Origin of the sequence: Paenibacillus chondroitinus NBRC 15376, from assembly GCF_004000765.1 — a bacterium.
Taxonomy (GTDB): domain Bacteria; phylum Bacillota; class Bacilli; order Paenibacillales; family NBRC-103111; genus Paenibacillus_E; species Paenibacillus_E chondroitinus.
The window spans coordinates 102,325-120,200 of sequence record NZ_BILW01000013.1 but is presented as its reverse complement, the minus strand read 5'-3'; the positions used below and the strand labels follow the sequence as shown (position 1 = coordinate 120,200).

The following is a 17,876-nucleotide window of genomic DNA, read 5'->3' as shown; positions in this document are numbered from 1 at the left end:
TAGGGGGATAAACATGAGAACGGTATACACAATCGGGGAAGCATTAATCGACTTTATCCCTGCGGAAACGGGCGTTCCGCTGCATGCGGTCAACTCTTTCAGCAAGGCAGCGGGCGGTGCCCCGGCCAATGCCGCTTGTACCGTTGCGAAGCTTGGAGGGAGAAGCTCCTTTATTGGCAAGCTGGGAGAGGATGCATTCGGCGACTTTTTGGTAGAAACGATGAGGCAGACAGGTGTGGATACCCGGTGTGTTTCCCGCACATCGGAGGCGAATACGGCACTAGCGTTTGTTAGTCTGCAAAACGATGGCAGCCGTGATTTTGCGTTTTATCGTAAGCCAAGTGCAGATATGTTGTTGAATGAAGCGGATATTGAAGCTTGCAGGTTTGAGCATGGGAGTTTGCTGCACTATGGTTCCGTTGACTTGATCGAGGCACCGGTAAAGTACGCACACATTCGCGCTATAGAATCCGTCAAGCGTGCAGGTGGCTTCATCAGCTTCGATCCGAACGTGAGGCTCCCGCTATGGGAAAGCGCAGAACTGTGCAGGCAAACGATTCTGGCCTTTATCCCATACAGCCATTTGATTAAAATTAGCGACGAAGAGTTGACCTTTATCACCGGTATTCGTGAAGAGGCAGAAGCGATCGCTTCCTTGTTTGTCGGTGATGTTGGGAACGTGCTGTTGACGCGTGGTTCACGAGGCGCCACTTGGTTCACGAAGGGCGGCTCAAGCAGTGTGTCCGTGCCTGGACATCGGATTAAAGCAATCGATACAACGGGGGCTGGGGATTCTTTCATCGGAGCGCTGTTATTTCAGTTAAGTCGAGAATTAAATGACCCCGTACGGATAACTAAAAAACGAATGCATGAAATACTTGTGTTTGCGAATGCAGCGGCGGCTTTGACAACGACACGTAATGGCGCAATACCGGCGCTACCCACTAATGACGAAGTGGCTCATTTTATGGAGCAAGCCCCCTTTGGAACTGATGAATAGTTCAAAGGCTTGTGCAGGCAGTTTTTGTAAGCGATTTAAAAATTGTTTGACAAATCCTGCACAGGCGACTATTCTAAAACTACTTAAACGTTTACGTAATCCATTAGATGTTATGCAAAGTAGGGAATTTACCGTATGAATCCTCCGACAATTAAAGATGTGGCCAAGGCAGCGAATGTTTCTGTCGCTACGGTTTCCCGGGTGCTTCATAACCTCGCTGGCTATTCGGACAGAACCAGACAGAAGGTTATGCAAGCGGTGGAAGAACTGGGTTATCAACCTAACGCAATTGCAAGAGGTCTCGTTAATAAGAGGACTCAGACCATTGGCGTCTTGTTTCCGCATGTGTCCAGCAGCTTCTCATCCGATATTCTTCATGGGATTGAGGAGACTGCTCAAGAAAAAGGGTTCAGTGTCATTGTGTGCAACACGGCTGAAGAAGGCAAGCGGACCTTGAAGTATCTGCAAGTTCTAAGGGAGAAGCAGGTAGATGGCATTGTTTTCACAAGCGAAGTGCTTAAGGATGAATACTATCAAGCAATCAAGGAAATGCGAGTTCCCGTTATACTTGTAAATACAATGTCTCAAAAACATATGATCCCGTATGTCAAAGTCGATGATCGACAAGCGGCTTACCATGCGACCAACTATCTTATTCAGAAGGGACACCGGGAGATCGCCATGATCAGCGGTTCGCTTAAGGATCAGATAGCGGGTTATCCTCGCTTGGAGGGATACCGTCAGGCTTTGGCTGACAATGGCATTGAATACCTCGAATCGCGAGTAGCCATTGGCGGTTTTCAATTGGAGCGCAGCAGGGATGCTATGAAGAAGCTGCTGACTGAAGCGCCTCCATTTACAGCTGTGTTCGCGGCAAGCGATGAAATGGCCATCGGCGCCATGAATTATGCCTTTGAACAAGGGATCAAGATTCCGGATGATCTTTCGATCATAGGGTATGATGATTTAAAATTTGCGAGAATGGTCTACCCGCCGCTGACGACCATCCATCAACCGCTGACAATGATGGGGCGTTTGGCCTCAGAAAAGCTGATTTCTTTGATTGAACAAAGTGAAATGCAAGTGTCAAGCAGCATCGTAAGCCATCAATTGGTGGAGAGACAAACCGTGCGATCCAAGCCTTGAAAAGGGCTTCTTTTTCAGAATTTTAAGTAAACGTTTAACCTAAATGACTGCTTTATGAAGGTTTTAGAGCCATGAAATTGAACAAGACTCATTTCTTATGGGTGGTGATGTGAAGCAAGTTGGTTCGTTCTTTTTTTTTCTCCCTTAAGTAAACGTTTACTCTTATTAAAGCTTAGTCTTACTCATATTTATTCTTTTATAAAATGGAGGTTTCTTCGATGAAAAAAACAGTTACAACGATTTGTACAAGCGTCCTTGCTCTTTCCGTCCTTGCAGGCTGTGGTGGAGGGAAAACGAACAGTGAATCTGCTGCCAATCCGGCAACTTCAGCTGCATCCGGAGAGAAAGTGAAACTCGAGTTCTTCCAGAATAAAGCGGAAGCGAAAGCCTCCTTCGATGAGCTGGTGAAAAAGTTTAACGATGCGAATCCGAACATCGTCGTGACGCAAGTCAACCCGCCGGATGCGGAAACGGTTCTGAAAACGCGCGTTGCCAAAAAAGATGTGCCAGATATTATTGGTCTCGGAGCAACGGATACGTTCGCTCAGCTATCCAAGAGCGGATTGTTTGCAGATTTTTCGAACGATGCTCTGACAGCCAATATCCAGCCTTCCTACATAAACATGTTGAAGAAACTGACAGGCAGCGAGCAGCTCAGCGCGATTCCTTTTACAGCGAATGCAAGTGGTGTGATTTACAATAAAACGATGTTTAAAGAGCTGGGTCTAAGCGTTCCGAAAACCTGGGATGAATTCTTGGCTACTGCGCAAAAAGTGAAAGATGCCGGTAAAACTCCGATCTATTTGACGATCAAAGACTCCTGGACGGTAATGGTGCCATTTAACTCCTTGTCAACCAACATCTTGGGTATTGATTTTTATGACAAAAGATCAAAAGGCTCAGTGAAGTTTGATAGCCCGGAATTCCGTGAAGTAGCGGACAAGCAATTAAAGCTTCTGGATTTTGGCCAAAAGGATATGATGGGCAAGGGCTACAACGATGGTAACACGGCATTCGCTAAAGGTGAATCCGCTATGTATCTGCAAGGTGTATGGGCTATTCCAGAAATCAAAAAAGCGAATCCTAGCATAGATTTGGGTGTATTCCCATTCCCGGCGACGAACGACCCGGCTAAAAATAAAGTTATTTCCGGCGTGGATACGCTGTTGACCATTTCCAAAAGCAGCAAGCACCCTGAAGAGGCCAAGAAATTTATTGCATTCATGCTAAAAACGGAAAACGTTCAAACTTACATTGATGAGCAAAAAGCGTTCTCTGCCGTAAAAAATGTGAATCAAACCGATGCCAGTGTACAGGATCTGAATGCTTCGTTCACGAGCGGCGCTATTGAAGACTTCTCCGATCACTACATTCCTGGTGCTGTTAAAGCGGATACGATTATCCAAAGCTACCTGCAGAAGAAAGATGTCAATGCTTATGTGAAACAATTTGATACCGAGTGGGATAAAGTTGCTAACCGCAAGTAAGCGCCGACACACATAGAAGAGAGCGCCGCAAGGTGCTCTCTCCCTATTTATAAAGGAGGTTCATCATGGTTTCAAAAAAAGCGGCGTATTACAGTATGGCAATACCAGCGTTGCTGCTGTTTTTCGCTTTTCATACCTTTCCTGCTCTACAAGGCATCTATTACGCATTCACGAATTGGGATGGGTATAGCGAAGGGTACGATTTTATAGGTTTTAAAAACTTTATCAATCTCTTTCAAGACGTCAATGTCATTAACTCCTATTTGTTTACGTTTAAATATGCAATCGTCGTTACGATTCTCATTAATGTAATAAGTTTGCTCATTGCTCTAGGTCTTAATTCACGTATTAAATACCGTAATTTCTTCCGGGGGGTTTATTTTCTCCCTAACGTGCTTGGCGTACTGATTGTCAGTTATATCTTCAACTACCTATTTTCCAACGTTGTTCCTACCATGGGGGAGAAATTAGGAATCGAGTTCCTTTCCACCAACATCCTGGGCAATGAACAATGGGCGTGGATCGGGATCGTGATTGTAGCTGTATGGCAAGGCATTGCGTTTAATACGATTCTATATCTTTCTGGACTTCAAACGATTCCACAAGATATCTATGAAGCCTCCTCTTTGGATGGGGCCGGCAAATGGCAGACGTTTTGGAAAATTACGTTTCCCATGATCTCCTCCTTTTTCACGATCAATATGGTACTTGCCATGAAGGGATCCCTGATGGTTTTTGACCAGATCGTTGCATTGACAGGAGGCGGACCTGGTCGCGCGACGCAATCCATTGCTTTCTTGATTTATCAAGGCGGCTTCCAAGGCGGAGAATTTGCATACCAATCCGCGAATGCCGTCATCTACTTTATCGTGATTGTCGTCATCTCTGTCCTACAGCTTAAATTTTTGCAGAAACGGGAGATGGAAGCATAATGACCAAACACTCCACGAACTGGATCGTCACAACTTTGATCGCACTGGGATCCTTGCTTATTTTGTTCCCTTTATATATGGCGGTCGCCATTGCCCTCAAGAATCCGGAGGAAATGGCAATATCGGTCTTTTCGCTGCCGACGGGATTGCATGTTGAAAACTTCGCAAATGCTATTGAAGCAACCGACTTTTTCACGGCTTTTGGGAACAGCTTTGTGATCACCGTATGTTCCGTTGGTTTCATACTCTTGACCAATTCACTCGTTTCCTATGCGATTGCGCGAAATATGAACAACAAGTTTTTTAAAGGCTTATATTTTTATTTCATCAGTGCGATGTTCATTCCTTTTCAGATTATTATGCTTCCAATCGTAAAGCTGACAACGAATCTGCATATGAACAATATGCCTGGATTAATTATTCTCTATATCGTGTACGGACTTGCTTTTAACATTTTTGTGTATGTCGGGTATATCCGTACCATACCGATTGAATTGGAAGAAGCCGCTACGGTTGACGGTGCTTCCACGTATGGTACCTTCTGGCGCATTATATTCCCTCTTCTTGCACCGATTAATGCCACAATCGCCATATTAAGCTGCTTGTCGACGTGGAACGATTTTATGCTGCCGCTTATTATTTTAGGCAAACCGGAATCTTACACGCTTCCTCTTGTGCAGTACGTGTTTCAAGGCCAATTCAGCACGGATTTCAACTTGGCTTTTGCCTCGTACCTGCTTGCGCTTGCCCCAATGGTCATCGTCTATCTCATTGCCCAAAAGTGGATTATTAATGGGATTACGCAAGGCGCTGTGAAGTAGAAAAAGATATAGAAAAAGGCAGTGTCCCTACTTCGGGCACCGTCTTTTTTTTCGATGGGCGTACATTCTTTCACGGGGTTACCGTTTGCTGGAAATAACTTTATCAAGAAATTTATCTGCGTCACTATTGAACTTCCAAGTAACTCCAAACTTATCAACCAACATTCCGAAGCAGGAAGACCAAAGCATTTCTGATAAAGCCTTCGAATAAAATTCAATGGCTTGTTCTGTGATTCCATCAAAGTTTAAATAGGCAATAGCTGCCATAAAACCACTCCTCTATCTTGTGATAAATGAAGTATACTAGATAAGTGAAAGCCTCTGTTGAAGAGTTTCGAGATTATTTGAAAGAGATGGTAGAGAGGTATACGTTAAAAGATTTAAAGGAGGATTACTATGTATGAACATATCAATCAAAGTTATGAAGGAATAGACTTTAGCAATCAAGATTTAAGATATGGGGAGCTAATCAGCTGCACTTTTCATCGGTGCATATTTGCTAACGGATCGTTAGAAGAGATTACAACGAGGAACTGCCGTTTTATTGAATGTAATTTTCGGGGGGCCTCGTTAAATAGCTCCATTCATAAGGAAACCGCGTTCGAGAATTGTAACTTTACCGAAGCAAATTTATTTGTCGCGAAGTTTGAAACATGCAAAATGACAGGTTCAGATTTTTCCAGCGCCCAATTGGATGGAATCACCTTCTTCCAAGGAGATTGGTCTTATACGAATTTGAGAAGAGCCAGATTGGTTAAGCAAGATTTACGTGGGATTAAATTTTTAGAATCAGATTTAACGGAAGCCAATTTAGAAAAAGCTGACTTAAGAAATTGCGATCTTACGAGAACATTGTTAGCTAGAGCGAAATTACAGGGAGCCGACGTAAGGGGAGCTAAAATGGATGGCGTGGATTTCAAAAGCATTACGCTCAAGGGGTTACGAATGGATACAGAACAAGCCGTGTTGTTCGCAATCTCGCATGGGGCCAAAGTGAATTGATCAATGGACAAAATTCAATCAAAACTATTGACGAGATAACCTACCGATGCTAATATAAATTAATTCCTACTGGATAACTTGGTATATTTTATCCGACAATTGATAGGGGAAATAGGAGAAGTAAGGATCGGGAGGGTAATCATGAAAAAAACAAGATTGGTCAGTTTATTTGTTATTTTAGCTGTGTTCGGTAGTTTGCTTGCAGCCTGCGGACAAAAAGAGAGCAGCAGTGCGACAGCAAGCCCAGCGGCAAGCGCGAAAGCAACGGAAGCGACGAAAGGTGCTGCGGATTTAAGCGGAAAGAAAATTGCACTTATTATGCAATTCAATACAGGCACGTTCTCATCTCAATATGTTGAAGGTGTGAAAGAGCAAGTGGAAAAGCTAGGCGGGAAAGTTACGGTATTCGTTGCCGATACGGACCTTGCCAAAATGGCTTCCAATCTGGATGCAGCCATTAACCAAAAATTCGATGGTATTTTAATTGACCACGGTACAGCTGAAGCACTTGAGGCTGGTGTGAAAAAAGCTGTCGAGAAGAAAATTCCGGTTGTTAGCTTTGATTCTATCCTCACTGTCCCAGGCGTAACTTCCCTGGAGCAAGGCGACCAAAAAATGGCCGAAGCAACCTTGGAGCAGTTGGCTAAAGATGCAGGCGGCAAAGGAAATATCGTGAAAGTATGGGTAGCCGGTTTCGCCCCAATGGAGCGCAGACAAGAAGCATATCAAGCTTTCCAGAAGAAATATCCGGATATTAAAGAAGTAGCGGCATTCGGAACGGCCAAAGACCCTGCTTTGGATACCCAAACACAAATGGAAGCGATTCTTAAAAAGTATCCGAACAAAGGTGATATTACAGCGGTATGGGCAGCTTGGGATGAGTTTGCGAAAGGTGCTACCCGTGCGATTCAACAAGCAGGCCGTACGGAAATTAAAGTATACGGTATCGACCTTAGCGATGAAGATTTGCAGCTTCTGCAAGATCCAAAAAGTCCTTGGGTAGCATCTGCTGCCGTAGATCCAAAAGATATCGGGCGCGTTCAAGTCCGTTACTTGTACCAAAAGCTGCACGGTGATCAAACGCCAGAGAAAGTTGTTTTGGATCCTGTATATGTTTCCAGAGAGCAACTGCCGAAAGACAAACAAGTGAATACAACGCAGCTTAGCGAATATGTAAAAGGCTGGGGCGGAAGCCAACAAGGCTACACGGATTGGTTGAAAGCAGCAGAAAAAAAATAATCGGAACAACGGGGTCCCATCGCCAAATCTGCGATGGGACTTTCAGATTGCCAAGAGAGGTGAAGGCGGATGTCGATGAAGGATAGCGCAGCTTTATTACAGATGAGTGGCATCTCCAAATCGTTTGCCGGCGTGAAGGCGCTGCAGGAGGTTGATTTTGACCTGCGTGCAGGTGAAATTCATGCCTTGCTGGGTGCGAATGGAGCTGGGAAGAGCACATTGATGAAGGTTTTGTCCGGTGCCTACACGTACGACATCGGCCAAATTGCCATAGGCGGTCAAACGCTAACGATCCAAACGCCTAAGGAAGCCATGGCTCAGGGCATCTATTGCGTCTATCAAGAAGTGGATACGGCACTTGTACCTGAGCTTACTGTCACCGAAAACGTGATGATGGACCGAATGGTTCATGGCAGCGCTTGGGTTAGCTGGCGCAAGCTGCATAGCGAAGCTGAAGCGATTCTTGCGAAGATCGGCGCAACGTTCTCGGTGCGGCGTAAAGTGGATGAGCTGAGCATTTCGCAGAAGCAGCTTGTTTTGATTGCCAGAGCGATGGCGCACAAGGCGAAGATCATGATCTTCGATGAGCCGACGGCGCCTCTCAGTCTGGAGGAATCAGAGCGGCTATTCCAGATTATGGATAGCCTGAAGCAGGAGGGGGTGGGAATTGTCTTCATCTCCCACCGATTGCAGGAAGTGTTCCGGGTGTCCGACCGGATCACGATTATGCGCGACGGCCGCCAGGTGCTCACGCAGGCGGCCGCTGCCATGGACATCGCCGGCGTGATCGAGGCGATGCTGGGCAAGACCTTCACCGAGGAGTTTCCCAAAGCCAATGTCCCCATTGGCGAAACGCTCCTCGAGGTGAAGGGACTGCGCCGCGGCACGAAGGTGCGCGGCGTCAGCTTTGCCCTCCGCCGAGGTGAAATCCTCGGCGTCGTGGGGTTGGTCGGCGCCGGCAAGACGGAGCTGAGCCGGCTGATCTTCGGCGCCGATGCCGCGGACGGCGGCGAGGTGTGGCTCAGCGGCCGCAAGCTCGCGCTGCGCCAGCCGGAGGATGCCGTGCGCGCCGGCATCGCGCTTGTGCCCGAGGAGCGCCGCAAGCAGGGCGTCCTCGTAGAGGAGACCGTGAAGCGCAATCTGTCGCTGCCGATATTGCGCAAGCTGAGCTCGCTGGGCTTCGTGCGGCAGCGCGAGGAAAGCGAACACGCCGCGAAGATGGTAGTGCAGCTCGGCGTGCAGCCGGGCGACCCGAACCGCGTCGTCAAACATTTGAGCGGAGGCAACCAGCAGAAGGTTGCCGTAGGCAAATGGCTGCCGACGAATGCCGACGTCTATATGTTTGACGAGCCGACCAAAGGTGTTGACGTTGGCGCGAAAAGCGATATTTTTCGCCTCATTGGGCAGCTGGCGGCAGAAGGCAAAGGCATTATTTATTTATCTTGCGAGCTAAATGAAATTATAGGAATTGCTGATCGCATTATAGTGATGAGTTATGGTTCGGTCGTGAAGGAGCTCACCCGAGAGGAAGCGACGCAGGATCTCATTTTAACGTATGCGAGTGCGGGGGAGGCCGAATAACATGAAAGAAAAAAGCTTGGATTTTTCCTTTAAATATGGCGCATTATTCATTATTGCTTTGGTCATCATCGTCTTTTCGATTATTAATGAAAATTTCATGACCTACGATAATATCGCCGATATTTTGCGTTCCATTTCCATTGTTATGTTCGTTGCTATCGGGGTGACGTTATCGCAAATTGTAGACGGCTTTGATTTGTCCGTAGGCTCGACAGTTTCGTTGGCGACGGTAGGTGCGGCGGCGTTGATGGTCTGGTACCAACAGCCTTTGATTATTGTTATTATCGTTCCGATTATCATTGGAGCCGTTATCGGGCTTTTGAATGCGCTCTTGATTGTGAAGGTGCGGATTCCGGATTTGCTCGCGACTTTGGCTGTGATGTACATCATCGGCGGTGTCCAAAAGACCTATACGAAAGGGTTCTCCATTTATAACAATATGCGTTTCCAAGATGGGACCGTAGCCAAAGGTAAATTCACGCCGGAGTTTCTATGGATTGGCCAAGGCAAGCTGCTCGGGGTACCTGTGCCGGTTATTCTCATGTTGGTGGCTGTAATCGCCGTTCATATTTTTCTGACATATACGCGTTGGGGTCGGCAAATGTACATGACAGGCGGAAATCGTGAAGCTGCCCGTTTATCAGGCATTTCTGTAAATAAAATTCGTCTGGCTGCGTATGTGCTATCGGGTATTTTTGCCGCGTTCGGAGGGATTCTCTATGCTTCTCGTGTAGGTTCCGGTCAAATTGACGCGGGTGCTCCTTTGCTGATGGAAGCTGTTGCTTCCGTATTTGTGGGTTATTCCGTGCTTGGCGCTGGAAAGCCGAATGTGATCGGGACGTTTTTTGGAGCGGTTTTGATCGGAATTTTGCTGAATGGTTTGACGATGCTGAATGTCCCTTATTTTGGCTTCGACATTGTCAAAGGCGGCGTGCTGGTGCTTGCGTTGGCGATTACGTTTGTTCATTTAAATCGCAAGAAAGCGTAAGAGGTTACCTCCTCCGCCAAATGTCTCAGTAACGCTGGTGTTCTTTTCTTAACAAGCTGAATGACAGAGGAGAAGTTAACTCCTCCAACGATTCCTCCCCAGTGGGAACTACAGGGTGCTATTTCATCGAAATAGCGCCTTTTTCGCGTGGAAGGGAACTGTGGGCCGTTATTTGTCCGTTTTCTTAAGGAAAACGGGTTAGACGGTCAAATAAGGACCTGTAGTTCCGCTTAACGCGGAAACGGGCTGAATTTGCTAGCATAGCGGCCTGTAGTTCCTCAAAGGTGGCGACGAAGTCAGATACCCTATTAAATTATATAATTCCAATTGATTAACTGTGAATTATATTCTATGATAACTTATAACAAATTCAGGAAAGGAACATAATTCCAGGAAATGTCCGATATCGGACAAAAATCGCTAAAGTGTCGACTATTTATATGTAAAGGGGGGAGATGAGCATGACTACTTTACGATCAGATCGCCGAGTTCATAAAACGAGACAACATATTACCCATGCATTCTTGACGCTTTGTGATAAGAGAGATTTCGAGGATATTGTCGTGAGGGATATTACAGAGGCTGCGGATATTAGTCGATCCACCTTTTATACCCATTTTCAAGACAAATACGATCTACTTGAACAAATCATGAAAGATAAGCTTGTTGAGTTATTCCGTTTATACGAAAACAATAAAACGCAAATATTGAAATATGTACCGCATCATGAAGTCCCTGATCCCTACTTCCTGCTGCTTTTCATGCACTTGTCCGAGCAAGCAACCATTTATCGTGTTCTGCTTTTCCGTTTGCCGCATTCACGGTTTGAAGATCGTATGAGTGAAACGATCCAGCACACGATAGGTCAGAGGGTTGACAATAATCGAATGGATCAGAAGCAGCCGATTCCATTGGATATTTTGCTGGTAAGCATGGCATCTTGGATTGTAGGTATAATCCTAAACTGGTTAAAACAAGGGATGATTTATTCACCCAACTATATGGCGATTCAATTAAGCAGGATAGCATCAATTGGCTTCTATCAGGCTATGAGTTTATAGGTGCACAATTGAACGGATTGTGTTTGGTTTAATGAAATAAACGAATCAAAATGATTCAATATGTCCGAAAAGCTTCATTTTATTCCTTTTTGTTTGTTGACCGGGCTGCGTTGGATGGATATGATGAAGTTAATACCTGAGTTAATTCATCGGAATTATGGAATTTCAAGAAGGTAGGAGTGAGAGCTTGAGAGGCGAAAGGTTTATAAAAAGTTTGAATGATGGGCGAACGGTATGGCTGGGTGGCAATAATGTCACTCATCTCGACACGCATCCTGCCTTTCGCGGAACATTATCAACAATACGAAGTTTGTTTGATTCGCTTGACGACCTCCGACTTCGAGAACAAGTAGGTTATCAAGTCAAGGGCAGGGAGGCCTATGCCCACAGTTCTTTCCTTGTACCCTATACCCCTGAGCAGCTTGCAAAAAGAAGCCAATCCTTCGCCTTTTGGTCCAAACAATGCAATGGCATGATGAGCCGGCTCTCTGACTATGCGCGTTCTTTCATCACGGGATGGTATGCTGCACGCCACGAGCTTGATCGAATAGAACCGGGTTTTGCACAAAAAATTACGACATACTATGAAACGGCAAGGGACAACGATCTTTTTTTGACGACAGCCATCATTGATCCCCAAATTGATAGATCGAGCGGATTGGACGATAACAGAATCGCATCCCGGTTTCTGCATGTGGTTAGGGAGACAAGCGAAGGAATTGTAGTCAGAGGAGCCAAGATGATTGCGACTGGTGCGCCGTATACGCATGACTTTGTTATTTTCTCCTTTCTCAAATTGGAACAAGCCCATCGAGAGCATGCTCATGTCCTAATAGTGCCGGCGAATTCTACAGGCCTTCATATCGTTTGTCGGCAATCCTATGCGAGCGATAAAGCGCATGATGCGCCTCTAAGCGCAAGATACGACGAAATGGATGCCGTCTTGTTTTTCGATGATGTCTTGATTCCTTGGGAACGCGTACTCATGTACGGTGATGCCGATAAAGTCATGGCGCTTAGAGCGAATACAACGGCCAATGCGCTAGCCTTTCATCAGAATGTCGTGCGCTATGTTGCGAAGCTTGAATTTATCACCGGTGTCACATTTGCTGTTGCGGAAGCGATTGGTGTAGGCGGGTTTCTCCACATTCAAGAGAAGCTTGGTGAGTTGTTGACGCAAATCGATACCATGAAGGCGCTTGTCATTGCTTCTGAGGCACAAGCGAAATATGATGAGAACGGCGTTTTGGCCCCAGAGCTGTCCTATATAAACACAGCTAGAAATATAGGAACAAAGTTTTATCCACGCGCTGTTGAGATCTTACAGCAGATTGGCGGTGGCGGGTTTGTCCAAGTCCCCTCTAGTATTGAAGATTTCTATGGCACCATATCCGAGTTAATGAGCGAGTATTTCGAGGGAGCCACGGTCAGCGCTGAGAAAAAGGTACAGTTGTTCAAGCTTGCATGGGATTTGGTGGGTAGCCCGCTTGGCTCCCGACATGAGCTGTATGAGAGATTTTACGCCGGGGATCCTGTACGAGGTTATGCGAATCAATATTTAACTCACGATAAAGAAAGTTTAACCGCTCCGATTTGGAAACTCATTAAAGAGTCCGCAAAGCGGGGAGCAGCGAATGGAAATTAGTTGATTGTATGAATTGTCAACCGGACAACCGGAGACCTTCTGCCTTATAGGGCGGATTAGGTCTCCTTTTTAATTTGATGAAAGGATGGATTGTAAAATGGAAATTTTCTGGTTTATACCGACACATGGAGACGGACGGTACTTGGGGACGGGAGAGGGAGCAAGAGAGGTGGATTTGGACTATGCTACCCAGATTGCCAAGGCGGCTGACACGCTTGGCTTCAGCGGAGTATTGCTGCCAACCGGAAGATCATGCGAGGATGCGTGGGTGACAGCCTCTGCGCTAATCCCGGCTACAAAACGGCTAAAGTTTCTTATCGCACTGAGGCCAGGTCTGATGTCACCGACTTTATCGGCAAGGATGGCGGCCACTTTTGACAGGTTGTCTCAAGGGAGATTGCTCATCAATATCGTAACCGGCGGAGATACCTCCGAAGCAAGAGGCGACGGACTGCTGCTTGACCATGATACTCGCTATGAGCTAACCGATGAATATTTGACGATCTGGAGACAGCTTATGCAGGGGAAGCAGATCGACTTCGAGGGATCTCATATCACGGTGGAAAATGCCAAAATTTTATATCCGCCGGTTCAAACGCCTTATCCGCCACTTTATTTCGGAGGTTCATCGCCTGTCGCTCAACAAATCGCAGCGGATCATGTAGATGTATATTTAACGTGGGGTGAAACGCCTAAACAAGTCAAAGAAAAAATTGAGACGGTTCGGGAACTCGCTGCAAAAAGCGGAAGAAAAGTCCGCTTCGGAATAAGGCTGCATGTCATTGTCCGAGAAACGGAAGAGGAGGCTTGGGCGGCTGCAGACCGTTTAATTTCGAACTTGGATGACGCGACAATTGCTAAAGCACAAGCGTCCTTCGCCAAGATGGACTCCGTCGGACAAAGGCGTATGTCAGAGCTTCATGGAGGAGATCGCAGCAAACTGGAGATCAGCCCTAATCTCTGGGCAGGTGTCGGCCTTGTCAGAGGCGGGGCAGGGACGGCGTTGGTTGGCGATCCGGACACGGTAGCGAAGCGGATGTTGGAGTACCGTGAGCTCGGGATAGAAACATTCATTATGTCCGGATATCCTCACTTGGAAGAAGCCTACCGGGTGGAAGAACTGCTTTTTCCCAGACTTCCGCTTAGCAACAGGGAGGCGCCTAAAGAGAAATATGCGTTCGTAAGTCCATTCGGCGAAATGGTGGCAAACGATATTTTGCCGAATGCGGAAAATAGGTCGGTAGCATCCTCTTAAAAAGCCTGAGGGCATCGTATAGATTGGGAAACAAGGAGGAAGAAAATGGGTAGAACCGAAGGTGTTTGGGGCAGCAGCCCGTCGGACAACTACGAGAGACTGGCTGAGCGTTTCCGTCCGACCTTTCAACGAATTCGCGAAGGGGCTGTCAATCGGGAAATGAGCCGTAAACTTCTATATGAAGAGATGGAATGGCTAAGGGAGAGCGGCTTCGGAACCGTTCGTATTTCGCAGGAGGATGGCGGGTTCGGTGCTACGCTTCCGGAATTATTTGGACTGCTGATCGAATTGTCAGAAGCGGATTCCAATGTCACGCAAGCGCTGCGGATTCATTTCGGCTTCGTCGAAAGAGTATTAAACTTGCCGGATGGAGAACGAAGGCAACGATGGTTAAAGCGTATCGCAGACGGTGCAATCGTTGGGAATGCTTTGACGGAGATTGGAGAGAACAAGGTGGGAAGCTACGCGACCGCATTGTCCGAGACGGAGGATCGACTTCGTTTAAATGGTGTTAAATATTACTCTACAGGCACGATTTATGCAGATTGGATCGTAGTTAGCGCGACGGCTGGAAAAGACGAGATCGTCTCAGCTATGGTTCCGGCTGAGGCGGAAGGCGTTGACATTGTGGATGATTGGGCAGGCTTTGGGCAAACGCTGACGGGCAGCGGCACGACGAAGTTCGTCAATACACCTGTCGAGAGAGAGGATGTATTCGACCGGGAAACCTACACAAAGTATGGCACCGCGTTCGCCCAAATGGTTCATCTTGCAACGTTGTCAGGCATATCCCGGGCGGCTGCGAGGGACGTTGCAGTCGCGGTTGCTGACCGGCGGAGAACGTACTCGCACGCATCAGCCGCCCGGGCTGGCGACGATCCTCAAGTGCTGCAAGTTGTAGGACGTACGCACAGTCAGGCTTACGCTGCAGGAGTGATCGTGCTGAAAGCGGCCGAAGCTGTGCAGCGAGCGTGCGATGCCCAGTCGTCGGAAGACACCGGATACGCGGATAAGGCGAATGTCGAAGCAGAGGTGGAAGTAGCTCAAGCGCAGACGATTGTCGCGAGGCTGACACTTGAGGCCACTGCCGCCATATTCGATGCACTGGGCGCTTCGGCGACAGCCAGATCGAAGGCGCTTGATCGCTATTGGCGAAACGCCCGGACGATTGCTTCGCATAACCCCTTGATCTATAAAGAACGTATTGTAGGTGATTACGTTGTTAATGGCATGCGGCCGCCATTCGCTTGGCAAACAGGTATAGGTGAACCATCAAATACCGACCAGACAACTGGGGACAACGACGTTCGGCTGAAGCCGCCGTCCTAGTCTCTTTTTTAAAATAAAAATCTCAGATCAAAGGAGTGGTAAAAAAAGATGAAAAAACCAGCCATACGCACCACCATGTTCGTTATCCTCGCCCTCACGTTCCTTCTTGCAGCTTGCTCGAAAACGGATAAGGCAAGCACGAACGCAGCTGCTCAGCCTGCTGCCAGCTCGAAAGCTGCAGCGACCGCTAATCCCGAAGATAAGGTGATTCATCACGTGATGAGTGATGCGGGGTTCAACGGAGAGATTGTCAAAATATTAAAGGCGGAATTAGCCAAGGACGGTTATACGCTTGATTATGTCGTTGTAAACGACATTATCCAACCTAATAAAATCGTCAACGACGGCCAAGCGGATACGAATTCTTTTCAGCACGAGGCGTATTTTAATCAATTCGTGAAGGATCAGGGTCTCAAGAACATCTCGAGAGCTTTTTACACAACGTTCACCCCCTCAGGCTTATATTCTAAGAAATATAAATCTTTCAAAGAGGTTCCCGACGGCGCCATTATCGGTATTCCTGTCGATCCCGCAAACAATGGACGCGCGCTTTTCATGCTTCGCGATCTGGGGCTCTTGAAATTGAAGGATGGCGTGGATGTCATCCATGCGACGCTTAAAGATATTACGGATAATCCCCATAAGTACAAATTTAAAGAAGTCGACCAATTGATGCTGCAAAGGACGCTTGACGACGTTGACGTAGGTTTCTTGTTCGCCGGAACGGCGGTTCAGATTGGGTATAAGCCAAAACAGGACGCGTTGGCGTTGGAGACAGGAAAAGACTTGCCTTATAAAGGAATCGTAGCAGTGAATAACAAGCTGTTAGGCACTCCCAAAGTCAAAGCACTGCAAAAGGCTTATGAGAGCCAGGCAATAAAAGATTTTTATAAGGAAAAATACGGAGATGCCATTGAAACATTGGAAAGTTTGAATAAATGATGAAGGGGAGGGTTGTCCATGATCACCCTGCAAAATATAAGCAAAACGTTCACCACTGCCGGAGGACCGCTGCATGCGGTATCCTCCGCTTCGCTGCAAATTGAAGAAGGCGATATTTATGGACTGATTGGGTTTAGTGGAGCGGGGAAGTCCACTCTGCTGCGCACGATCAATCTGTTGGAGCGGCCTGACGAAGGGAATGTCATTGTTGACGGCGAGGAATTGACGAAGCTTCATCTGCGCGAGCTGCGGAAGAAAAGACTTTCAATTGGAATGATTTTTCAGCATTTCAATTTGCTTAACAATCTAAATGTGTATGACAATGTGAGCTTCCCGCTTGAAATTGCGAAGGTGCCTAAGGCCGAACGGCATAAACGCATTGAGACCTGCCTCGAAATGGTCGGTTTATCTGACAAGACGAAGGCGTACCCAGCTAAGCTTAGCGGAGGACAGAAGCAGCGGGTCGCAATCGCCCGGGCGCTAGCCAATAACCCGAAAATTCTACTTTGCGACGAGCCGACTTCTTCGGTGGACCCTCAGACGACAGGCAGTATTTTGGCTGCATTGAAGGAAATTAACCGCAATTTGGGCATCACAATTGTCATTGTTACTCATGAGATGAACGTCGTGAAAGCGATCTGCAATAAAGTGGCGGTCATGGAGCATGGGAAAATTGTGGAGAAGTTTGATTTAAGCGAAAAAAATATTGTACCTCAATCCAACATCGCGCAGTATTTGTTCAACAACGAGATCTCGCTGGAGAGAGAACTGGAGGCCAATTATGTTTGATAATATAGCAACTGCTTGGCCTGAACTTATTGAGGCGCTTCTGGAAACACTATACATGCTTATTTTGACAATCCCAATTGCCGTTGCCATCGGTACACCGCTAGGGACGATCTTATTCCTGACACGGCCCGATTCTTTTCTCAAATGGCCTAAGTTTTATCTCATCTTGAATGGATTCGTCAACCTGATTCGTTCGTTTCCTTTTTTAATCCTGATGATTGCGATCATTCCTTTTACCCGGCTTGTCGTCGGTACGGCGCTTGGTACAACAGCGGCCACCGTCCCGATGATCATCAATGCGGTACCATATTTTGCAAGATTTATTGAGCAAATTTTGCTTGAAGTCAATCGCGGTGTGGTAGAAGCAGCTGAGTCGATGGGGGCAAACAAATTCCAAATCGTTTGGAAAGTGTTATATACAGAAGCTCGTTCCGGTATTGCAAATGCGATAACGATTGTTACCGTCAGTTTCCTTTCCTATTCTACGGTTGCGGGACTAGTCGGCGGCGGCGGTATCGGTGACTTTGCTATCCGGTACGGATACTACCGTTATCAAACGGATGTGATGTTCGTTACGATCGTCATTATGGTGTTGTTCGTGCAAGTTTTTCAATTCACTGGCAACTATATTGTACGCAAGCTGGATAAACGGTTGTAAA

16 protein-coding genes and 1 pseudogene are annotated in these 17,876 nt (G+C 46.9%); 16 read left to right on the top strand and 1 reads right to left on the bottom strand.

The annotated features are described in order from the left end of the window. Positions 1-13 precede the first annotated feature (13 nt). The 5 genes from PCH02S_RS16535 (at position 14) to PCH02S_RS16515 (ending at position 5,386) form a co-directional block, all read left to right on the top strand. Positions 14-1,000, top strand: a complete 987-nt coding sequence (locus PCH02S_RS16535) for a PfkB family carbohydrate kinase (RefSeq protein WP_127454902.1) — start codon at positions 14-16, stop codon at positions 998-1,000. Positions 1,001-1,135: 135 nt separating this feature from the next. Then, positions 1,136-2,146: a LacI family DNA-binding transcriptional regulator gene (locus PCH02S_RS16530; RefSeq protein WP_127454900.1), complete on the top strand. Its 1,011-nt coding sequence runs from the start codon at positions 1,136-1,138 to the stop codon at positions 2,144-2,146. A 218-nt stretch (positions 2,147-2,364) separates the two neighbouring features. After that, positions 2,365-3,633: an ABC transporter substrate-binding protein gene (locus tag PCH02S_RS16525; protein WP_246069119.1), complete on the top strand. Its 1,269-nt coding sequence runs from the start codon at positions 2,365-2,367 to the stop codon at positions 3,631-3,633. A 65-nt stretch (positions 3,634-3,698) separates the two neighbouring features. Next, the gene (locus PCH02S_RS16520) at positions 3,699-4,565 is read left to right on the top strand and encodes a carbohydrate ABC transporter permease (RefSeq protein ID WP_127454897.1); all 867 of its coding nucleotides are present in this window, start codon (positions 3,699-3,701) and stop codon (positions 4,563-4,565) included. Then, positions 4,565-5,386 (top strand): carbohydrate ABC transporter permease, encoded by an 822-nt coding sequence (locus tag PCH02S_RS16515; RefSeq protein WP_127454895.1) that lies wholly within the window; start codon positions 4,565-4,567, stop codon positions 5,384-5,386. Before PCH02S_RS16520 ends, PCH02S_RS16515 begins: the two co-directional genes overlap by 1 nt. Positions 5,387-5,464: 78 nt before the next feature. Here PCH02S_RS16515 and PCH02S_RS36965 read toward each other — a convergent pair. Beyond that, positions 5,465-5,584 (bottom strand): annotated as a pseudogene (locus PCH02S_RS36965) (VOC family protein); the annotation flags it as partial. A gap of 198 nt (positions 5,585-5,782) precedes the next feature. Between PCH02S_RS36965 and PCH02S_RS16505 the strand changes: the two are divergent. From PCH02S_RS16505 to PCH02S_RS16455, 11 genes are all read left to right on the top strand, one after another. After that, a complete protein-coding gene (locus PCH02S_RS16505) occupies positions 5,783-6,388 on the top strand; it encodes a pentapeptide repeat-containing protein (RefSeq protein WP_127454891.1) in 606 nt (201 codons plus the stop codon). A gap of 141 nt (positions 6,389-6,529) precedes the next feature. After that, positions 6,530-7,627 (top strand): sugar ABC transporter substrate-binding protein, encoded by a 1,098-nt coding sequence (locus PCH02S_RS16500; protein WP_127454890.1) that lies wholly within the window; start codon positions 6,530-6,532, stop codon positions 7,625-7,627. A 75-nt stretch (positions 7,628-7,702) separates the two neighbouring features. Then, complete coding sequence (locus PCH02S_RS16495) at positions 7,703-9,208, top strand: sugar ABC transporter ATP-binding protein (RefSeq protein ID WP_127455003.1); 1,506 nt, start codon at positions 7,703-7,705, stop codon at positions 9,206-9,208. A gap of 1 nt (position 9,209) precedes the next feature. After that, positions 9,210-10,196 carry an ABC transporter permease gene (locus PCH02S_RS16490; protein WP_127454888.1) on the top strand — a complete coding sequence of 329 codons (987 nt, stop codon included), beginning with the start codon at positions 9,210-9,212 and terminating at the stop codon, positions 10,194-10,196. Between the two features lie 461 nt (positions 10,197-10,657). Continuing rightward, positions 10,658-11,257 (top strand): TetR/AcrR family transcriptional regulator, encoded by a 600-nt coding sequence (locus tag PCH02S_RS16485; protein ID WP_164819589.1) that lies wholly within the window; start codon positions 10,658-10,660, stop codon positions 11,255-11,257. A gap of 187 nt (positions 11,258-11,444) precedes the next feature. Next, complete coding sequence (locus PCH02S_RS16480; protein WP_127454885.1) at positions 11,445-12,902, top strand: 4-hydroxyphenylacetate 3-hydroxylase family protein; 1,458 nt, start codon at positions 11,445-11,447, stop codon at positions 12,900-12,902. 97 nt (positions 12,903-12,999) lie between these two features. After that, entirely contained in the window at positions 13,000-14,157 is a 1,158-nt protein-coding gene (gene ssuD, locus PCH02S_RS16475) for an FMNH2-dependent alkanesulfonate monooxygenase (protein ID WP_127454883.1), read from the top strand. A gap of 45 nt (positions 14,158-14,202) precedes the next feature. Continuing rightward, a complete protein-coding gene (locus tag PCH02S_RS16470; RefSeq protein WP_127454881.1) occupies positions 14,203-15,486 on the top strand; it encodes an acyl-CoA dehydrogenase family protein in 1,284 nt (427 codons plus the stop codon). A 48-nt stretch (positions 15,487-15,534) separates the two neighbouring features. Continuing rightward, positions 15,535-16,428, top strand: coding sequence for a MetQ/NlpA family ABC transporter substrate-binding protein (locus PCH02S_RS16465; RefSeq protein ID WP_127454879.1), 894 nt, complete (start codon positions 15,535-15,537; stop codon positions 16,426-16,428). 18 nt (positions 16,429-16,446) lie between these two features. Then, positions 16,447-17,217: a methionine ABC transporter ATP-binding protein gene (locus PCH02S_RS16460; RefSeq protein WP_127454877.1), complete on the top strand. Its 771-nt coding sequence runs from the start codon at positions 16,447-16,449 to the stop codon at positions 17,215-17,217. Then, positions 17,210-17,875: a methionine ABC transporter permease gene (locus tag PCH02S_RS16455; RefSeq protein WP_127454875.1), complete on the top strand. Its 666-nt coding sequence runs from the start codon at positions 17,210-17,212 to the stop codon at positions 17,873-17,875. The genes PCH02S_RS16460 and PCH02S_RS16455 overlap by 8 nt, the downstream gene beginning before the upstream one ends. The last annotated feature ends 1 nt before the right edge of the window (position 17,876 follow it).